Genomic DNA, 19012 nt, shown 5'->3' with positions numbered 1-19012 from the left:
CGCAAAAGGCGGGGGCCATGCGCGAAGACCAGACACTGCTTTCGACGCTCGGGCTCACTGCCGCGAAAGGGCGCAACCCGCGGATCACGGGGCTCGCCTCGGACAGCCGCGAGGTGCGCGAGGGCTATCTCTTTGCCGCCCTGCCAGGGGTAAAGGCCCACGGTGCCGCCTATGTAGATGCGGTGCTGGAGGCCGGGGCAAGCGCCGTTCTGACAGATGCTGAGGGCGCCGCACTGGCCCGCGACGCACTGGAGAGCAGCGACGCGGCACTTGTGGTCACCACCGCGCCGCGCGAAACCCTGGCCCGCACCGCAGCACTCTGGTTCGGCGCGCAGCCAGAAACCCTGGTCGCGGTGACCGGCACCAACGGCAAAACCTCTGTCACCAGCTTTGTGCGCCAGATCTGGACGCTGCTGGGTCATTCGGCGGTCAATCTGGGCACCACAGGCGTTGAAGGGGCCTGGGCCGCGCCTCTGGTTCACACAACGCCCGATCCCATTACGCTGCACCGCGCGCTGGCGGATGCGGCCTCCAACGGGGTGACCCATGCCGCGATGGAGGCCTCTTCTCACGGGCTCGACCAGCGCCGGCTGGATGGCGTGACGCTGCGCGCTGCGGGCTTTACCAATTTCACCCAGGACCACCTGGACTATCACGAAACCTTCGAGGGTTACTTTGACGCCAAGGCGGGTCTTTTCGCGCGGGTCCTGCCCGAAGACGCCAAAGCCGTGATCAACATCGAAGCGGACCGGGGCACAGACATGGCGGCCATCGCAACAGCGCGCAACTGCCCGGTGGTCAGTGTCGGACGGCGGATCGGCGACTTTCATCTGGGCAACATCCTTGTCGATGCGACCGGGCAGACGGTTGCCTTTCGCCATCTGGACAAAACCTATGTCAAACGCCTGGGCCTGATCGGGGAATTCCAGGCCGAAAACGTGATGATGGCCGCCGCACTGGTCATCGCCTGCGGCGAGGACCCGGGCCATGTCTTTGATACCTTCGAAGATCTCGAAACGGTCCGTGGCCGGATGCAGCTTGCCGCAACCCGAGAAAACGGGGCGGCTGTCTTTGTTGATTATGCCCATACGCCTGATGCGGTAGAGACGGCCCTGCGCGCCCTGCGCCCGCATGTTCTGGGGCGGCTGGTGGCGATTGTCGGCGCGGGCGGGGACCGGGACGCGACCAAACGGCCGCTGATGGGGCAGGCGGCGGCGGATCACGCTGATCTGGTCATCGTCACCGACGACAACCCGCGCAGCGAGGACCCGGCGAGCATCCGCGCGTCGGTGCTTCTGGGCGCCCCAGACGCGCTGGAAGTGGGCGACCGGGCCGAGGCCATTCTGCGCGGTGTCGACGCTCTGGGGCCGGGCGACGCGCTGCTCATCGCGGGCAAGGGGCACGAGACGGGCCAGATCGTCGGTGATGATGTGCTGCCCTTTGATGACGCGGAACAGGCCAGCGTGGCCGTCTCTGCACTGGACGGGAGGTTCGCATGACACTCTGGACCGCAGCAGAGGCCGCCGCTGCCACCGGCGGGCGCGCCACAACGGACTGGGCCGCCACGGGTGTGTCCATTGATACCCGTACTCTGGAGGCTGGCGATCTTTTTGTAGCGCTGAAGGACGTGCGCGACGGGCACGATTTTGTGGCTCAGGCGCTGGAGAAAGGGGCCGCCGCTGCCCTGGTGTCCCATGTGCCCGATGATGTCCCCGCCGACGCACCGCTGCTGATTATGGACGATGTTCTGGCAGGCCTTGAAGATCTGGGCCGGGCAGGGCGCGCGCGTATGCAGGGCCAGGTTGTAGGCATTACCGGCAGTGTCGGCAAGACCTCGACCAAAGAGATGCTGCTGGCCATGCTGTCCTATCAAGGCCGCGCCCATGCATCTGTCGCCAGCTATAACAACCACTGGGGCGTGCCGCTGACGCTGGCGCGCATGCCCGCGGACACCGAATTTGCTGTCATCGAGATCGGCATGAACCACCCCGGCGAAATCGCCCCCCTGTCGAAAATGGCCCAACCCCATGTGGCGCTGGTGACCACCGTGGCCGCCGCCCATCTGGAGGCCTTTGACGATATCACCGGGATCGCCGTGGAAAAGGCCTCGATCTTTGAGGGTGTGGTGCCCGGCGGTATTGCCGTGCTCAACAGCGATGTCGAGACCTCCGCGATCCTGATGGCCAGGGCCCTGGACTGCAAGCTGCGGGACATCGGCTTTGGCGAGCACGGGCATGATTTCCGGCTGGTGCGGGCGACACTTCAGGGCAACAGCACCGTGGTCCAGGCCACCATGGGCCAGGAGCCGCTGCTCTATAAACTCAGCACGCCGGGACGGCATTTTGCCCTCAACGCGCTGGGGGCGCTGGCGGTGATGGCGGCACTGCGGCTCGACATGGCGCTGGCCGTCGCCGCACTGGGGCGCTGGACCCCCTACAAGGGGCGCGGCGTGCGCGAGACGATCCTGCTCGATGCGGTCGAGACCGGGATGACCCTCGATCTGATTGATGACAGCTATAACGCCAATCCGACCTCCATGGCAGCCGCGCTCGAAGTGCTGGCCGCAGCAGAGGTAAAACACGACATCGGCCGCGTCTCCAAGGGCCGGCGCATCGCCTTTCTGGGCGACATGAAAGAGCTGGGACCGGACGCGCAGGCCCTGCACGCAGGTCTTGCCCATCTGCCCGCCACGCAGCAGATCGACGTGATCCACTGCATCGGCCCGCTGATGAAATCGCTCTATCACCTGCTGCCCGAGGCACAGCGCGGCGAGTGGTTCGCCACCGCTGCCGAGGCCGTGCCCCGGCTCAAACGACATCTGGACAGCGGCGACGTGGTTCTGGCCAAAGGATCGCTCAGCATGAAACTGGCGCTGATCGTTGACGCCATCCGCAAAATGGGACATGCCCCGCTGGACGTGGAATAGGGATTAACCATGCTTTACTGGCTCACGCTGCTGTCGGACGGGGGGGATTTTTTCAACCTCTTTCGCTATATCACTTTCCGCGCGGGCGGGGCCTTTCTGACGGCGCTGGTGTTTGGCTTTCTCTTTGGCAAACCGCTCATCGCCGTGCTGCGCCGCCGCCAGGGCAAGGGCCAGCCCATCCGCGATGACGGCCCCGAGGGGCATTTTGCCAAGGCGGGCACGCCAACCATGGGCGGGCTGCTGATCGTCGGCGCGCTGCTGACCTCCACGCTGTTGTGGGCGCGGCTCGACAACCCCTTTGTCTGGATCATTCTGGGCGTCACGCTCGCCTTTGCGGCCATCGGTTTTGCGGATGATTTCGCCAAAGTGTCAAAGGGCAACCACAAGGGTGTGCCCGGCCGCGTGCGCCTGCTGGCGGGCTTTGTCATTGCTGGCGTGGCCACCTCTGCCGCCATGTATGTGCACGGTCTGGCGGATGCCGAACTGGCCGCCCGCGTGGCGGATTACGAGCCCCTCTCTGCGCGCCTGGCCCTGCCTGTGTTCAAGGATGTGCTGCTCAACCTCGGGCTTTTCTTTATCCCCTTCGGCATGATCGTCATCGTGGGCTCGGCCAATGCAGTCAACCTCACAGACGGGCTCGACGGGCTGGCCATCATGCCGGTGATGATCGCCGCAGGCACCCTGGGTGTGATCGCCTATGCGGTGGGCCGCGTCGATTTTACCGAATATCTGGATGTGCATTACGTGCCCGGCACGGGCGAGATTCTGATCTTTACCGCCGGGCTTTTTGGCGGGGGGCTGGGCTTTTTGTGGTACAACGCGCCCCCCGCCGCCGTCTTCATGGGCGACACCGGATCGCTGGCGCTGGGGGGCGCTCTGGGGGCGATTGCCGTCTCCACCAAACACGAGATCGTGCTGGCCATCGTCGGGGGTCTTTTTGTGGTCGAGGCGCTCAGCGTCATCATCCAGGTCGCCTATTTCAAAGCCACCGGCAAACGTGTTTTTCTGATGGCGCCGATCCACCACCACTACGAAAAAAAGGGCTGGTCCGAGAGCACCATCGTGATCCGCTTCTGGATCATCTCCCTGATCCTCGCAATGATCGGACTGGCGACGCTCAAGGTGCGGTAAACCCACATCCGCCTTTCACCCGGCGGCTACGCCGGGCAGCCCCCGACCCTCCCCCCGGGAGGGGGCTTTACCCCCACCCAGGGCCGGGGGATGCCCTTGGTGCAACGAACACTATGCAGATGCAGCGGCTTGTGTATTCTGACCTCAGTCGCAGTTCGGAAGAAGTATTTTTTCGCCTTCAACGAGAATCTGATCCCCGGATTGGATTTCAATCTTTAAAACAGAGTGTCCGTTTTCGAGAACTTCCGGTCCAACTGTGCCGTTCACGTACTCACTCGGACCCCAATCAAACCGCCGCGGAACAATGAGAGAGCACAAGCCCTTTACCCGGATTTCTTTCGGCTGACCAAACGCCGACAAAAGGATTCGTACATCTCCGCTTTCCCAATCGACTTTAATGGTTTCTATTAACCAATCATGCACTGATTTTATCCTTTATGACTTCTGCTGGATACCAACCGGGTAAAGACAAGCAAAGATCTTTACAGATCGAATTCTTTGATCTCTGGCTCCTAACACTTGCACCGCTCAGTGTCGGCTGAGCGGGACTTTGCTGCCGTTGTGAACTTGAAGGGGGATGTCTGCTGTTCGGGATTCGACTCAGGCTGTAAGTGAGATTTTGAATTCCAACGTCTCATGCCCACCAAGTGCCATTTCGGCAACGTAAGTTCTTATCAATGCGCCGCCTGCCTTTTCGATGACCCGCACAGATGCGGGATTGTCTGGGCTGGTCGTGATTTCGACGTACTTCAAGCCAACAGCTTTAGCCTCTGGAAGAATTGCTACAAGTGCGGCAGACGCCAATCCCTCTCCCCGCCGCCAAGGTACAACAGCGTACCCGATGTGACCCGAACAGGTGGGCGGGAGCTCTTCTGTACCCGGTTTCCAGCGTAAACCTATGTGGCCGCAAAATTCACCATCCCATATCCATCTACGAATACTTGGCAAGCGGGGCACTTTCGACCCATCTGGAAGTGTAACCGGTCCGGCCTTTGCTGATGGGTCATCAAGATTTGAAACAAATGATGCGGCATCACTTTCGATGCTTTCAATTTGCTCTTGCGCGGCTTCAGACCGCAAATTGTCTGGCGACCAGCCCTTTCGCAGAGCGGAGACATAAGCGGGAATGTGTTCGATGCTCGGTCTAAGCAACCTCATCTTGTTGGCCTCAGAAAGCCTCTGTATAACCTGACATTCGTTCAACGCGCAGCATTGGTCAAGTTGGCCTCGTAGCCGTCTTTCGCCGCAATCAGCATGAAGGTCCGTTGTCGGGATCTAGCTCGAACTTTGCAAAACCCGTTTCCTGCGCATCGGTGTCGTAGGCTTCACCTGCTGGGGCTTTCAGGCAGGAGCCCTGTCGAACAATGGCGACCGGGCCCCGCGCTCTTAGAAAGAACCAAAAACGCCTGCCTGCCGAACGCGTAAGTCCTCATCAATCCCATCCCACCCCAAAATCCTTAACAAACCCCACCGCGCGCGCTGTTAACCCACCCCCGCACCGACCCGTGCACCGACGTAATACCGACAAAATACCGACGTTATACCGACGTTGAAAATCCGCCCCGGCCCCCTGTTAACTATGACAAACCGGGTGAGTCGCGCGCGCAGGCCCCCTGCGCGCCCGCACGGCCCATTAACCACCTTGCTCCTGCCCGCGCAGCACGGCACTGTCCGCCCAGCAATCAACAGGGGGGCCAGGCGTGATTCCGGTCGCAGGGGTAACAGGACAAACCATCGCCGTGCTGGGTCTGGGCCGCAGCGGGCTCAGCGCCGCGCGCGCGCTCGCGGCAGGGGGCGCCATGCCGCTTTGCTGGGACGACAACGTTGAGGCCCGCGCCCGGGCCGAAGCCGAAGGGTTCACCTGTAAGCATCTGAAAACCCATCAGCATTTTGAGGGCATCGACCGGCTGATCGTCAGTCCGGGCATCCCGCATCTCTATCCCGCGCCCAACCCGGTTGTCGCCGCCGCACAGCAGGCCGGTGTCCCGGTGGACAACGACATCGGGCTCTTTTTCCAGTCTTTTGCCACGGGCGACTGGGACAGCTTTGATACCGCGCCCCGGGTGGTGGCCGTTACAGGTTCTAACGGAAAATCAACGACTTCCGCGCTGATCCACCATATTCTGACCGCAACGGGCCGCCCCTGCCAGCTGGCCGGAAACATCGGGCGCGGGGTGCTCGACATCGATCCGCCCCATGACGCAGAGGTGGTCGTGCTTGAACTCTCCAGCTACCAGAGCGACCTCGCGCGCAGTCTCACGCCGGATATCGCCGTGTTCACAAATCTGTCGCCGGATCATCTGGACCGGCACGGCGGCATGGGCGGGTATTTCGCGGCCAAGCGCCGTCTGTTTGCCGAAGGCGGCCCGGACCGTGCCGTGATCGGCATCGACGAGGACGAGGGCCTGTTTCTCGCCGGTCAGCTGTCCGAGGGGGGCGGAGACGAGCGCGTGATCCGCATATCTGTGAACCGGAAACTCACAGGCCCCGGCTGGCATGTCTTTGTGCGCAAAGGGTTTTTGTCAGAGTACCGCAAAGGCCGTCAGGTCGCGTCGGTAGACCTGCGCGCCATTCCCGGGCTGCCCGGGGCGCACAATCACCAGAACGCCTGTGCGGCCTGGAGTGTCTGCCGCGCCCTTGGGCTGGCCCCCAAAGTGATCGAGGCGGCGTTGCACAGTTTTGGCGGTCTGCCGCACCGCAGCCAGCTCATCGCAGAGCGGGAGGGCGTGCGTTTTGTCAATGACAGCAAGGCCACCAACGCCGATGCAGCGATCAAGGCGCTGTCCGCCTTTCAGAATATCCGCTGGATCTGCGGCGGTCTGGCCAAAGAGGGCGGCCTGCCAGGGATCGACGTCGCTGCACAGACGGTGCGCAAAGCCTATGTGATCGGGCGCGAGGCCGCCGGATTTGCGCTGCGGCTGCCCATAGAGGCGGAGGTCTGCACAACCATGGCGCAGGCTGTAGCGCGCGCGGTCGCCGAGGCCGAGGTGGGGGATGTGGTTCTTCTCGCACCGGCGGCAGCCAGCTTTGATCAGTATGACAACTTTGAGCAGCGCGGGGACGATTTCGCGGCAGAAGTGGCAAAACACCTCTGATCAGCCGGGCGCACCCAGGGCACGCGCTGCCGCCATGCCGGAGGCCCATGCCCACTGGAAGTTGTAGCCGCCCAGCCACCCTGTCACATCCACGGCTTCGCCTGTAAAATAAAGGCCTGGGACGGTCCTGGCTTCCATGGTGCGTGATGAAAGCGCGTCGGTGTCGATGCCGCCCAGGGTCACTTCTGCCGTGCGGTATCCTTCGGTGCCTGACGGGTGCAGCGACCAGTTTTCCAGCCTCTGCCCGATCTCTGACAGGCGCTGATCGGACTGGTCCGCGAGGTTCCCGCTCAGATCCATTTCACCCGCCAGATGATCCACAAGCCGCCCAGGCAGCAGTGCGGCCAGTTCGGTGGTCAGATTGCGGCGTCCGGCGTGGTGGCGTCTGTCGCGCAGAGCTTTGGCCAGGGACCCGCCAGGCGACAGATTGACTGTGACCGCTTCGCCTTCCCGCCAGTAACTGGAGGCCTGCAAAACCGCCGGCCCCGACAGGCCACGGTGCGTAAACAGCAGCGCTTCTTCAAAGCCTGTTGTTCCTGCAGTGACGCGTGCTGGAGTGGAAACGCCTGAAATTGCTGCAAAACGTCTGTCTGAGAAAGTGAAAGGCACAAGGGCGGGACGCGTGTCTGTCACCGGCAGGTTAAACTGTTCGGCCAGCGTGTAGGCAAATCCGGTTGCACCCATTTTGGGGATGGATTTCCCACCGGTTGCAACAACGACGTTGGCCGCCGTTACCGTTTTGCCGGATCCGTTCTGTTCCAGCGTGGCTGAGAACCCTTCCGGCGTTTTTGCAAATGCTGAAACCGAAGTTTGCAAACTTAGCTCTGCGCCGTTGGCCTGAATCATCCTGCGCAGCATCGCGATGATATCTTTGGCAGAAGTATCGCAGAAAAGCTGTCCCAGTGTTTTTTCGTGCCAGGCAATCCCGTGCCGGTCGACAAGTTCAATAAAATCCCACTGCGTATAACGCGCCAGCGCCGATTTCGCGAAATGTGGGTTTTGCGACAGAAACGCCCCGGGGTCACAGTAGAAGTTGGTAAAATTGCAGCGCCCCCCGCCGGAGATGCGGATTTTCTCCCCGGGAGCCTTTGCATGATCAACAATCAGAACGCGACCCGGTGCATGTGCGGCGCACATCATGCCGGCGGCTCCGGCGCCGATGATCAGGGTATCACAGTCCATACCCCGCGAACTGGCGCGAATTAACCATAAAGACAAGGGTTCAGGCTGGTGTGAAACGTCTTTTCAGGTTACTATTGCCAAATCAGACCCCGCAAAGGGGCGTATCGGCAGTGTAAACAATCAAGGCAGGCTTCCATGACAGAAATGGTCTATGGTGCAGTCCCGGTTCGCGATGGCGAGCCGATCCTCCCGAAATGGTGGCGGACGATCGACAAATGGGCGATGTCGTGCATCCTCATTCTCTTTGCTGTGGGGCTGTTGCTGGGTCTGGCGGCCTCGCCGCCCCTGGCTGCGAAAAACGGGTTCGAGCCCTTTCATTATGTGCAGCGTCAGGCGTTTTTCGGGGCAATCGCTCTGGTGGCGATGCTGATCACGTCGATGATGTCGCCGGTTCTGGTGCGCAGGCTTGCGGTGCTGGGGTTTCTGGTGGCCTTTGTCGCGCTGGCGCTGCTGCCCTTTTTCGGCACGGATTTTGGCAAAGGGGCGGTGCGCTGGTACGGCCTCGGGTTTGCTGCCGTTCAGCCATCTGAATTCCTCAAGCCCGGGTTTGTCGTGGCAGCCGCCTGGATGATGGCGGCCTCGGCTGATCTGAACGGCCCACCCGGCAAAACGTGGTCTTTCGCGCTGTGTATCTCGATTGTGCTGATGCTGGCGCTCCAGCCCGATTTCGGACAGGCCTGTCTGGTTCTCTTTGCCTGGGGCGTGATGTATTTTGTGGCCGGTGCGCCGATGGTCCTGCTGGTGGGAATGGCGCTTCTGGCCGTGGCCGGGGGCACGCTGGCCTATGCCAATTCCGAGCACTTTGCCCGACGGATTGACGGTTTTCTTTCTACAGATATCGACCCGACCACGCAGCTTGGCTATGCCGCCAATGCGATCCGCGAGGGGGGGCTTTTCGGCGTCGGCGTGGGCGAGGGGCAGGTCAAATGGTCTTTGCCTGACGCGCATACGGATTTCATCATCGCCGTTGCCGCAGAAGAGTATGGTCTGATCCTGGTGCTGGTGATCATTGCGCTTTATGCCACTGTGGTCATCCGCTCGCTGATGCGTCTGGTGCGCGAGCGGGATACCTTTATCCGGCTGGCGGGTACGGGTCTGGCCTGCACCCTTGGTGTCCAGGCCATGATCAACATGGGCGTTGCTGTCCGGCTTTTACCGGCCAAAGGGATGACGCTGCCTTTTGTCAGCTATGGCGGTTCTTCGGTCATAGCGTCGGGCATTGCAGTGGGCATGCTGCTGGCATTTACCCGCACCCGGCCGCAGGGCGAAATCAGTGACCTTCTGACACGCGGGCGTTCCAGATGACAGGCAAACCGCTTTTGCTGATTGCTGCCGGTGGCACCGGCGGGCATATGTTTCCCGCTCAGGCTCTGGCAGAGGCGATGCTGGCCAAAGGCTGGCGCGTCAGGCTGTCAACAGATGCGCGGGGCGCCCGCTATACCGGTGCTTTTCCGGACGGGACAGAGATTGAAGAGATCAGCAGCGCAACCTTTGCCCGCGGCGGGATTGTGGCCAAAGCGGCCGCACCGTTCCGGATTGGTGCGGGCGTCCTTGGGGCTCTGGTCAGGATGCGCCGTGACCGGCCCGCGGTTGTGGTCGGGTTTGGCGGATATCCGACAATCCCGGCAATGTCCGCGGCCTTTGTGCTGAAACTGCCGCGGATGATCCATGAGCAGAACGGCGTGCTGGGGCGCGTCAACAGAGCCTTTGCCACCCGTGTGGAGGCGATCGCCTGCGGCACCTGGCCCACGGACCTGCCCGAGGGCGTGATCGGCGAGCATACGGGCAATCCGGTGCGCGGTGCTGTGCTGGACAGGGTCGAGGCGGGCTATATTTCTCCGGGTGACTACCCGATGGAGCTGCTGGTGATCGGTGGCAGCCAGGGCGCCCGCATTCTGAGCGATGTGGTGCCGCCGGCCGTCGCCGGGCTGCCCATGCGTATTCTGGACAACATCCGCGTCAGCCATCAGGCCCGCGAAGAAGACCTGGAACGGGTTGAGGGCTTTTACCGCGAACACAACATCCGCGCCGAAGTCAGACCATTCTTTGAGGATGTCCCCCGGCGTATGTCCGAGGCACAGCTGGTCATCAGCCGCTCGGGCGCGTCGTCGGTGGCGGATATCTCTGTGATCGGGCGACCCTCTGTGCTGATCCCCTTTGCTGCTGCTACGGGTGATCACCAGACAGCCAATGCGCGCGGGCTGGTCGAGGCGGGGGGCGCCATCATGGTGCCGGAATCCAAGGCCAGCGTCGAGGCCCTGACCGAGATGATCATGTCGGTGCTGGACAATCCGGACGGCGCGATGCAAATGGCGCGCTCGGCGGCCAGATTCGGCAAGCCGGAAGCGACAGAGCTGCTGGCTGCAATGGTCGAGCGGCTGGCCGCAAGAGGATATGAAACATGAGTGCCGCAACCAAACTGCCCGGAGATGTGGGCCCGATCCATTTCGTCGGCATCGGCGGGATCGGGATGTCAGGGATCGCAGAAGTGCTGCTGAACCACGGATATACCGTGCAGGGGTCCGATCTGAAATCCACGCCGATCACACGGCGGCTTCAAGACCTGGGTGCGACCGTTTTTGAGGGCCAGCAGGCAGACAACATCGACAACGCAGAGGTCGTGGTGATTTCTAGCGCGATCAAATCCGGTAATACGGAGCTTGATGCCGCGCGTGCGCGGGGGCTGCCGATTGTCCGGCGGGCCGAGATGCTGGCAGAGCTGATGCGGCTCAAGTCCAATATTGCGGTGGCCGGGACACACGGCAAAACGACCACCACGACCATGGTGGCCACGTTGCTCGATGCAGGAGATTTTGACCCGACCGTTGTGAACGGCGGGATCATTCATGCCTACGGCTCGAACGCGCGGGCGGGCGAGGGCGAATGGATGGTGGTAGAGGCCGACGAAAGCGACGGCACCTTTAACCGCCTGCCTGCGACCATCGCCATCGTGACCAATATCGACCCCGAGCATATGGAGCACTGGGGCACCGAAGAGGCGCTGCATCAGGGGTTTTATGACTTTGTGTCGAACATTCCATTTTATGGTCTGGCGGTCTGCTGCACAGATGACCCGGATGTCCAGGCACTGGTCGGGCGCATCAGCGACCGCAGGGTGATGACCTATGGCTTTAACGCTCAGGCGGACGTCCGGGCGGTAAATCTGACCTACAAAGGCGGGATCGCGCATTTCGACGTTGCGCTGCAGGCCGAGGATATCGTGATCAAAGGGTGCAGTCTGCCGATGCCGGGCGATCACAACGTATCCAATGCTCTGTCGGCAGTGGCCGTCGCGCGCCATCTCGGCATGAAGGGCGAAGAGATTAAGAAAGCATTAGCCGCGTTTGGTGGCGTTAACCGCCGCTTTACCCGTGTGGGCGAAGTTGACGGGGTGACGATCATCGACGACTACGGCCATCACCCGGTTGAAATTACCGCGGTGCTGAAAGCTGCGCGCCAGGCCACTGAGGGGCGCGTGATTGCCGTGCATCAGCCGCACCGGTACAGTCGGCTGAGCCATCATTTCGAAGAATTCTGCGCCTGTTTCAATGATGCCGATGTCGTTGGGATTGCCGAGGTTTTTGCGGCCGGCGAAGAGCCGATAGAAGGGGCTTCGCGCGATGATCTGGTCGCGGGTCTGATCCGCCACGGCCATCGCCACGCACGCGCCGTCGTGGGCGAGGAGGATCTGGAACGTCTGGTGCGCGAACAGGCGCGACCCGGCGACATGGTGGTCTGTCTTGGGGCCGGGACGATCAGCGCCTGGGCAAACGAACTGCCCGCACGGCTGCACAAAGGCGCTGCATGATGCTGTTCTGGGCCTGTATTTTCTGGGTGCTCGCGTCGGCAGCGGTCGCCATGTTGCCGATGCGACTGCAATACGTGCCTGGCGTGGCTCTGCTGGCCATGGCGCCTGTGCTGATTATCCTGGCCGGTCTGACGTGGAGCTGGTGGATCGCCGCTTTTGCACTTTTTGCCTTTGTGTCCATGTTCCGCAATCCGCTGCGGTATTTTCTGGCCCGTGCCCGGGGCGAGCGTCCGGAGATCCCACGATGAGCCTTCCTCTGATCCTTGCCGCCCTCTGGGCTCTGATAGCCAATGTGCTGGCCATGACGCCCAGCCGTGATCACCACTGGCGCAACGCCTATCTGCTCATTGCTCTGGGCATTCCGATTGTCGGGCTGGTGACCTGGTCGCATGGCCCCTGGATCGGTATGCTTGTGCTGGCTGCCGGCATGTCGGTTCTGCGCTGGCCAGTGATCTACCTGGGCCGCTGGATCAGACGCCTCACTCTGCGCTAAGAGAGACAGCATGACAGAAATGCCCGATGTCCGTGGCAGGCTGACCGCTTCCCGCCTGCTCAGTGATCTGACCTGGCTGCGCGTGGGCGGGCCGGCGGACTGGCTCTTTCAGCCCGCTGACACAGAGGACCTGTGTGCTTTTCTGTCTGCTCTGCCAGCACAAGTGCGGGTGTTTCCCATGGGCGTAGGGTCAAATCTGATCGTGCGCGACGGTGGGTTGCATGCGGTCGTCATCCGCCTGGGCCGTGGTTTTAACAACATCTCCTGCGATGGTACCAGGGTGACAGCGGGCGCGGCAGCGCTGGATGCCCATGTGGCGCGCAAGGCGGCAGATGCCGGTCTGGATCTGACCTTCCTGCGGACTATTCCCGGCAGTATCGGCGGGGCGGTGCGCATGAACGCAGGATGCTACGGCAGCTACACGGCGGATGTTCTGGTCGAGGTTCAGGCGGTCACGCGGGATGGCGCGCAGGTCACCATTCCGGCCGCTGATCTTGGTCTGGAATACCGCAGCAGTGCGCTGCCGGAAGGTGCCGTGCTGACAACTGCCGTGTTTGAGGCACCCCGGGGTGATCCGGACAGCCTCCATGCCCGGATGGCAGACCAGCTGGCAAAACGCGACGCAACCCAGCCCACCAAAGACCGCAGTGCGGGCTCTACGTTTCGCAACCCGGCGGGGTTTTCGTCAACCGGGCGCGCAGATGATGTGCACGATCTCAAGGCTTGGAAAGTGATCGATGACGCAGGAATGCGCGGCGCGCGGCGTGGCGGGGCACAGATGAGCGAAAAGCATTCGAACTTCCTGATCAACACCGGTGACGCAACGGCGGCGGATCTGGAGGGATTGGGCGAAGACGTGCGAAAAAAGGTTTACGCCCAAAGCGGGATCACGCTAGAATGGGAAATCATGCGGGTCGGCGAAAAGTAGGGGGAATTAACCCCCGGTTAACCATAAACCGCCACGCTCGGATGAACAAAAAACAGACGGTGAACCGGCAATAAGCCGGAGATTAACGCAAACACATGGGGCCAGAGGGCCCTGACAGAGGCACCAAGGTGGGTAAGTCGGGCAGGACACCCTCCAAAGTGGCAGTATTAATGGGCGGACCTTCGGCTGAGCGCGAAGTGTCTCTGTCCAGCGGGCAGGCCTGCGCTGACGCTTTGCGGGAAGAAGGGTACAACGTGGTCACGGTAGATGCCGGGCCCGATCTTTGTGCTGTTCTCACAGATGTTTCGCCCGGCGCTGTTCTCAACTGTCTGCACGGACGCTGGGGCGAAGACGGCTGCGTACAGGGGTTGCTGGAATGGATGAAAGTCCCGTATTCGCATTCCGGTGTGCTGGCCTCGGCCCTGGCGATGGACAAGCAGCGCAGCAAAGATGCCTTTGACACGGCAGGGCTGCCAACCGTCCCCAGTATCATTGCGAAGGCCGGCGATGTGCGTGCGGGCCACGTGATGGCGCCGCCCTATGTGGTCAAACCCAACAACGAAGGCTCCTCTGTCGGCATCTATCTGGTGCACGAGGACAGCAATGGCCCACCCGCTCTCGCACACGACATGCCGGATGAGGTGATGGTTGAAGCCTTTGCGCCAGGACGTGAGCTGACAACTACGGTGATGGGCGACCGCGCGCTGACGGTCACCGATATCCTGACCGACGGCTGGTATGATTATGACGCCAAATACAAACCCGGTGGCTCGCGCCATGTTGTGCCTGCCGACCTGCCCGGCGGGATTTTTGAGCTCTGCCTCGACTATGCCCTGCGCGCGCACCGGGTGCTGGGCTGTCGTGGTGTGAGCCGTACTGATTTTCGCTGGGACGAAAGCCGTGGCACCGACGGCCTCATTTTGCTCGAAACAAATACGCAGCCCGGCATGACCGCCACGTCGCTGACGCCTGAACAGGCGCAGGTGTGTGGGATGAGTTTTGGTCAGCTCTGTTCCTGGATGGTGGAGGACGCCTCATGCGATCGCTGATAGCCCGACGCAGACAATCGGCCTGTGATCCTGCACCGTCTCGCTGGTCCTGGCGGATGCAGCGGCTGATGCTCACACCGGCATTCCGGCTGATGTTGCGGGCGGGTCTGCCGCTGGCTATTGGCTTTGGGGCCGGTACGATGTGGCTGGCGGACGAAAGCAACAGGCAAATGGTCCGCGACACGGTGTTCGAAGCACGTGCCAGTTTCGAAGCCCGGCCTGAATTCATGGTGCAACTGATGACTGTTGATGGTGCCGGTGACACGCTGGCGGCCGAAATCCGCGAAGTGATCCCGCAGAATTTCCCGGTCAGTTCGTTTGATCTGGACCTGCCGGCGATACGGGCGGCCATTTCAGAGCTGAGTCCGGTGAAATCGGCAACGGTGCGGATCCGCCCGGGCGGTGTGCTGCAGGTGGAGGTTGAGCCGCGCAGGCCGGTGGTGATCTGGCGCACAGCGGAAGGTCTGTCGCTGATCGATGTGACCGGCGCGCATGTGGAAACAATCCCGCGTCGCATGGTGCGGCCAGACCTGCCGCTGATTGCCGGGCAGGGGGCGGACAAGCGCGTTAAGGAGGCGCTTTCGCTCTACCTGGCGGCGGCGCCGCTGGGCAGCAGGCTGCGCGGGATTGTCCGTATCGGCGATCGCCGATGGGATATCGTGCTCGACCGCAACCAGCGCATTCTGCTGCCCGAAGAGGGTGCGGATGAAGCGCTGGATCGCGTCATTGCGATGGATGGAGCACAGGATGTTCTGGCGCGTGACATCCGACGTATTGATCTGCGGCTGGGGCAGCGCCCGGTCGTACAGATGACAGAGTATGCCACCGGAGAATGGTGGGAAATTCGACAGGTATCAGGGCAGTAACCGATGAACGATGTGTATGAGAACCAGCGCCAGATGCGTCAGATGCGCAAGGCAGCCATGCAACGCGGTGTTGTGGCAATTCTGGACGTTGGCAGCTCCAAAATCTCCTGCCTTGTTCTGCGCTTTGACGGCGCGGGACCCGTTGGTGAAGAGGGCGAGATCGGTTCTCTGGCGGGGCAGTCTGCATTCCGGGTCATTGGTGCCGCCACGACCCGGTCGCGCGGTGTCCGGTTTGGCGAAATCTGTGCGATGCAGGAAACCGAACGTGCCATCCGCACGGCGTTGCAGGGTGCGCAGAAAATGGCCGGCATCCGTGTGGATCATGTCATCGCCTGTTTCGCCGGGGCAGAGCCGCGGTCTTATGGGCTGGACGCGCAGGTGCCTCTGGACGGACGCGAGGTAACCGAGGAAGACGTCGCCCGTGTCATGGCGGCCTGTGATGTGCCTGACTATGGCGCTGGTCGCGAAGTCCTGCATGCCCAGCCGGTGAACTTTGCAATCGATCACCGTTCGGGGCTGGTAGATCCCCGGGGCCAGATGGGCAATGCGCTGTCTGTGGACATGCATATGCTGACGGTTGATGGCCAGGCGGTTCAGCATCTGGCGCATTGCATCAAACGCTGTGATCTCGAACTCGCAGGTATTGCGTCCTCTGCTTATGTCAGCGGGTATTCTTCGCTGGTTGAGGACGAGCAGGAGCTTGGTGCGGCCTGTATTGATCTGGGCGGTGGCAGCACCGGCGTGTCGATCTTTATCAAGAAGCACATGATTTTTGCTGACACCGTGCGCATGGGCGGGGATCACGTCACATCGGACATATCAATGGGGCTGCAGATTCCGACGGCCAATGCAGAACGGATCAAGACATTCTACGGCGGCGTACATGCTACCGGAGTCGATGACCGTGAGATGATCGAAATTGGTGGAGATACCGGCGACTTTGAGCATGACCGGCGCACCGCCAGCCGTGCCGAGGTGATTGGCATCATGCGCCCGCGCGTTGAAGAGATCCTGGAAGAGGTGCGCGCCCGTCTGGACGCCGCCGGGTTTGATCATCTGCCCAGCCAGCAGATTGTTCTGACAGGCGGTGGCAGTCAGATCCCCGGGCTGGACGGTCTGGCCAGCAAGATACTGGGCCAGCAGGTGCGGCTGGGACGACCGCTGCGGGTGCATGGTCTGCCGCAGGCCGCAACAGGTCCGGCATTCTCGTCTGTGGTGGGGCTGTCTCTCTTTGCGGCGCATCCGCAGGACGAATGGTGGGATTTTGACATCCCCGCTGACAGCTATCCCAACCGGTCGCTGAAGCGGGCCGTCAAATGGTTCCGCGACAACTGGTAAGGGCGCAGCCCTGGAGCCGTTTGAGAGGTCATTTGTGCGGTGATGATCTGTTTTAAGCTGTTTTGAGGAGACAGGTCAGCTTTTGTTACTTTTTACAAGTGGCTATGAGCCTCTGTTAAAGTGATCGCCAATTTGTCCGAATTCCCTGCCGTTCCGCCCGCAGAAAAAGAAACCATAATCCTCTCTCGCAATCGTTCGGACACAACGAATCGCGTGACCGGATATGCGCCGCGTGATATACTTTTGGTAAGGTCCGTCAGAGGCCCCCGGCGATCGAGCAGGCGTCACACATCGGTGAATCACTAACAGCCCGCGCGCACTGGATGCGACGCGCTCGGCAGAAGTTTGCGTGCTGCCAGGTGTCGGATTGTTGAAATGCGCAACATCTTGCTGTGAACACCCGTCTGAAGCGGCTGATGTGCGCCAAATCGCTACATTTTGTGGCAAATTTGCGTTTTTTACGTGACCCTGTGTGCGCCAGCAGGTAAAGTCAGCGCGGAACAGTACGACAAAAACACCCGCGAATGCGGGCATTCAGCACAGGCGGATTACACAATGGCTCTTACTCTCGCGATGCCCGGGCAGGGCGATCTGAAACCCCGTATCACCGTGTTCGGCGTGGGTGGTGCTGGCGGCAATGCCGTCAACAATATGATCGAGAAAGAGCTCGACGGTGTTGAATTTGTCGTTGCAAACACCGATGCGCAGGCGCTGCAGCAGGCAAAATCTGAAAACCGCGTACAACTCGGCGTAAAAGTCACCGAAGGCCTGGGCGCCGGGGCGCGCGCTTCTGTGGGTGCCGCTGCCGCCGAAGAAAGTATCGAAGAGATCGTTGATCATCTGGCCGGCGCGCATATGTGCTTTATCACGGCCGGGATGGGCGGTGGCACGGGCACGGGGGCTGCACCGATCATTGCTCAGGCCGCGCGCGAACTGGGTGTGCTGACCGTCGGTGTTGTCACCAAACCCTTCCAGTTTGAGGGTGCCAAGCGCATGCGTCAGGCCGAGGACGGTGTTGAGGCGCTGCAAAAAGTTGTGGACACCCTGATCATCATTCCCAACCAGAACCTGTTCCGTCTGGCCAATGAGAAAACCACTTTCACCGAAGCCTTTTCGATGGCGGACGACGTTCTTTACCAGGGCGTAAAGGGCGTGACCGACCTTATGGTGCGTCCGGGTCTGATCAACCTCGACTTTGCAGATGTCCGCGCCGTGATGGACGAGATGGGCAAGGCGATGATGGGCACCGGAGAATCCGATGGTGAAGATCGCGCCGTTCAGGCAGCTGAAAAAGCGATTGCCAACCCGCTGCTGGACGAAATCAGTCTGCGCGGTGCCAAGGGTGTGCTTATTAACATCACCGGTGGCCATGACCTGACCCTGTTCGAACTGGATGAAGCGGCCAACCGCATCCGCGAAGAAGTTGATCCGGAAGCCAACATTATCGTCGGCTCCACGCTGGATACCGACATGGGTGGTCTGATGCGTGTGAGTGTCGTGGCCACAGGCATAGATGCATCTGAGGTAAATACGGAAATGCCGGTTCCGCGCCGTTCCATGTCGCAGCCCCTGCGCACAGCGGCAGAAGCGGTTGAAGAAGTCGCACCCGCCGCGGTTGCCGCCTCTGCAACGCAATACCCAGAAAGCCCGGAGACCCGTGTCGCCGAAGCTGCAGAAGAGCCGTCGCTTTTCCGTGAGCTGGATGCCGAGGCGCAGGATACGTCGGGCATGTCAGAGGACATCTTTGGCGAAGAACACAGCGCGCAGGCGGCAGAGGATGATCTGCCCGCACCCGCATATCAGCCACAGGTTGCTGCGTTCGAACCTGCCCGCGAAGAAGAGCCGGCACCTGAAAGCTTTGTTGCGCCCCGCGCGCCTGCGCCCGGCACGCCATCACCCGAAGCAATGGCCCGTCTGCGGGCGGCGGCGGAAAAAGCAGCACCGCATCCGGCAGCACGCCCGGCGGAGACCGGTCCTGCCGGAAGCCAGGAGGATCGCCCGCGCTTTGGCATCAATTCGCTGATCAACCGGATGACCGGCCATGGCGAGGGGGCAGCTCCTGCTGCACCGCGGCAACAGCCTCAGGTACAGCAGCGCACAGCAGCCCCGGCACCGATGCCACAGGATCAGGCTGACCCTGACCAGGAACGTATCGAAATCCCGGCATTTCTGCGCCGCCAGGCCAACTGAATCCTT

17 protein-coding genes are annotated in these 19012 nt (G+C 61.5%); 14 read left to right on the top strand and 3 right to left on the bottom strand.

Annotated features, from left to right (window positions below):
* Window positions 1-17: 17 nt before the first annotated feature.
* Genes Q1A34_RS04885 through mraY form a run of 3 tightly spaced genes read left to right on the top strand, consistent with a single transcriptional unit; the run spans window position 18 to window position 4057 of the window.
* Window positions 18-1499 carry a UDP-N-acetylmuramoyl-L-alanyl-D-glutamate--2,6-diaminopimelate ligase gene (locus tag Q1A34_RS04885; protein ID WP_300031526.1) on the top strand — a complete coding sequence of 494 codons (1482 nt, stop codon included), beginning with the start codon at window positions 18-20 and terminating at the stop codon, window positions 1497-1499.
* Window positions 1496-2926 (top strand): UDP-N-acetylmuramoyl-tripeptide--D-alanyl-D-alanine ligase, encoded by a 1431-nt coding sequence (gene murF / locus Q1A34_RS04880; protein WP_300031523.1) that lies wholly within the window; start codon window positions 1496-1498, stop codon window positions 2924-2926. Before Q1A34_RS04885 ends, murF begins: the two co-directional genes overlap by 4 nt.
* Before the next feature lie 9 nt (window positions 2927-2935).
* Window positions 2936-4057: a phospho-N-acetylmuramoyl-pentapeptide-transferase gene (mraY, locus tag Q1A34_RS04875; RefSeq protein WP_300031520.1), complete on the top strand. Its 1122-nt coding sequence runs from the start codon at window positions 2936-2938 to the stop codon at window positions 4055-4057.
* Window positions 4058-4201: 144 nt separating this feature from the next.
* On the opposite strand, the gene Q1A34_RS04870 is transcribed toward mraY, so the two are convergent.
* Window positions 4202-4480 (bottom strand): hypothetical protein, encoded by a 279-nt coding sequence (locus Q1A34_RS04870; protein WP_300031518.1) that lies wholly within the window; start codon window positions 4478-4480, stop codon window positions 4202-4204.
* A gap of 177 nt (window positions 4481-4657) precedes the next feature.
* Window positions 4658-5260 (bottom strand): GNAT family N-acetyltransferase, encoded by a 603-nt coding sequence (locus tag Q1A34_RS04865; protein WP_300031515.1) that lies wholly within the window; start codon window positions 5258-5260, stop codon window positions 4658-4660.
* A 497-nt stretch (window positions 5261-5757) separates the two neighbouring features.
* Here Q1A34_RS04865 and murD point away from each other — a divergent pair, with 497 nt between their 5' ends.
* Complete coding sequence (gene murD, locus Q1A34_RS04860) at window positions 5758-7152, top strand: UDP-N-acetylmuramoyl-L-alanine--D-glutamate ligase (protein WP_300031512.1); 1395 nt, start codon at window positions 5758-5760, stop codon at window positions 7150-7152.
* On the opposite strand, the gene Q1A34_RS04855 is transcribed toward murD, so the two are convergent.
* Window positions 7153-8334, bottom strand: a complete 1182-nt coding sequence (locus Q1A34_RS04855) for an NAD(P)/FAD-dependent oxidoreductase (protein ID WP_300031509.1) — start codon at window positions 8332-8334, stop codon at window positions 7153-7155.
* A 135-nt stretch (window positions 8335-8469) separates the two neighbouring features.
* On the opposite strand from Q1A34_RS04855, the gene ftsW reads away from it, so the two are divergent.
* The 10 genes from ftsW to ftsZ all read left to right on the top strand — a co-directional run bounded on the left by ftsW (window position 8470) and on the right by ftsZ (window position 19006).
* Complete coding sequence (ftsW, locus tag Q1A34_RS04850) at window positions 8470-9639, top strand: putative lipid II flippase FtsW (protein ID WP_300031506.1); 1170 nt, start codon at window positions 8470-8472, stop codon at window positions 9637-9639.
* Window positions 9636-10739, top strand: coding sequence for a UDP-N-acetylglucosamine--N-acetylmuramyl-(pentapeptide) pyrophosphoryl-undecaprenol N-acetylglucosamine transferase (locus Q1A34_RS04845; protein ID WP_300031504.1), 1104 nt, complete (start codon window positions 9636-9638; stop codon window positions 10737-10739). Before ftsW ends, Q1A34_RS04845 begins: the two co-directional genes overlap by 4 nt.
* A complete protein-coding gene (gene murC, locus Q1A34_RS04840) occupies window positions 10736-12142 on the top strand; it encodes a UDP-N-acetylmuramate--L-alanine ligase (RefSeq protein ID WP_300031501.1) in 1407 nt (468 codons plus the stop codon). The genes Q1A34_RS04845 and murC overlap by 4 nt, the downstream gene beginning before the upstream one ends.
* Window positions 12139-12390 carry a DUF2484 family protein gene (locus tag Q1A34_RS04835; RefSeq protein ID WP_300031498.1) on the top strand — a complete coding sequence of 84 codons (252 nt, stop codon included), beginning with the start codon at window positions 12139-12141 and terminating at the stop codon, window positions 12388-12390. The genes murC and Q1A34_RS04835 overlap by 4 nt, the downstream gene beginning before the upstream one ends.
* Window positions 12387-12635 carry a DUF2484 family protein gene (locus Q1A34_RS04830; RefSeq protein ID WP_300031496.1) on the top strand — a complete coding sequence of 83 codons (249 nt, stop codon included), beginning with the start codon at window positions 12387-12389 and terminating at the stop codon, window positions 12633-12635. Before Q1A34_RS04835 ends, Q1A34_RS04830 begins: the two co-directional genes overlap by 4 nt.
* Before the next feature lie 10 nt (window positions 12636-12645).
* On the top strand, window positions 12646-13563 hold the full coding sequence (murB, locus tag Q1A34_RS04825) for a UDP-N-acetylmuramate dehydrogenase (RefSeq protein WP_300031493.1): 918 nt from the start codon (window positions 12646-12648) through the stop codon (window positions 13561-13563).
* A gap of 128 nt (window positions 13564-13691) precedes the next feature.
* Complete coding sequence (locus Q1A34_RS04820; RefSeq protein ID WP_300032353.1) at window positions 13692-14612, top strand: D-alanine--D-alanine ligase; 921 nt, start codon at window positions 13692-13694, stop codon at window positions 14610-14612.
* Window positions 14600-15478: a cell division protein FtsQ/DivIB gene (locus Q1A34_RS04815; protein WP_300031490.1), complete on the top strand. Its 879-nt coding sequence runs from the start codon at window positions 14600-14602 to the stop codon at window positions 15476-15478. The genes Q1A34_RS04820 and Q1A34_RS04815 overlap by 13 nt, the downstream gene beginning before the upstream one ends.
* Before the next feature lie 3 nt (window positions 15479-15481).
* The gene (ftsA, locus tag Q1A34_RS04810) at window positions 15482-16816 is read left to right on the top strand and encodes a cell division protein FtsA (protein WP_300031487.1); all 1335 of its coding nucleotides are present in this window, start codon (window positions 15482-15484) and stop codon (window positions 16814-16816) included.
* A gap of 555 nt (window positions 16817-17371) precedes the next feature.
* Entirely contained in the window at window positions 17372-19006 is a 1635-nt protein-coding gene (gene ftsZ / locus Q1A34_RS04805; protein ID WP_300031484.1) for a cell division protein FtsZ, read from the top strand.
* The last annotated feature ends 6 nt before the right edge of the window (window positions 19007-19012 follow it).

Source organism: uncultured Roseobacter sp., from assembly GCF_947491795.1.
GTDB lineage: Bacteria > Pseudomonadota > Alphaproteobacteria > Rhodobacterales > Rhodobacteraceae > Roseobacter.
The sequence above is the reverse complement of the archived record's forward strand: the minus strand, read 5'-3'. Positions and strand labels throughout refer to the sequence as shown.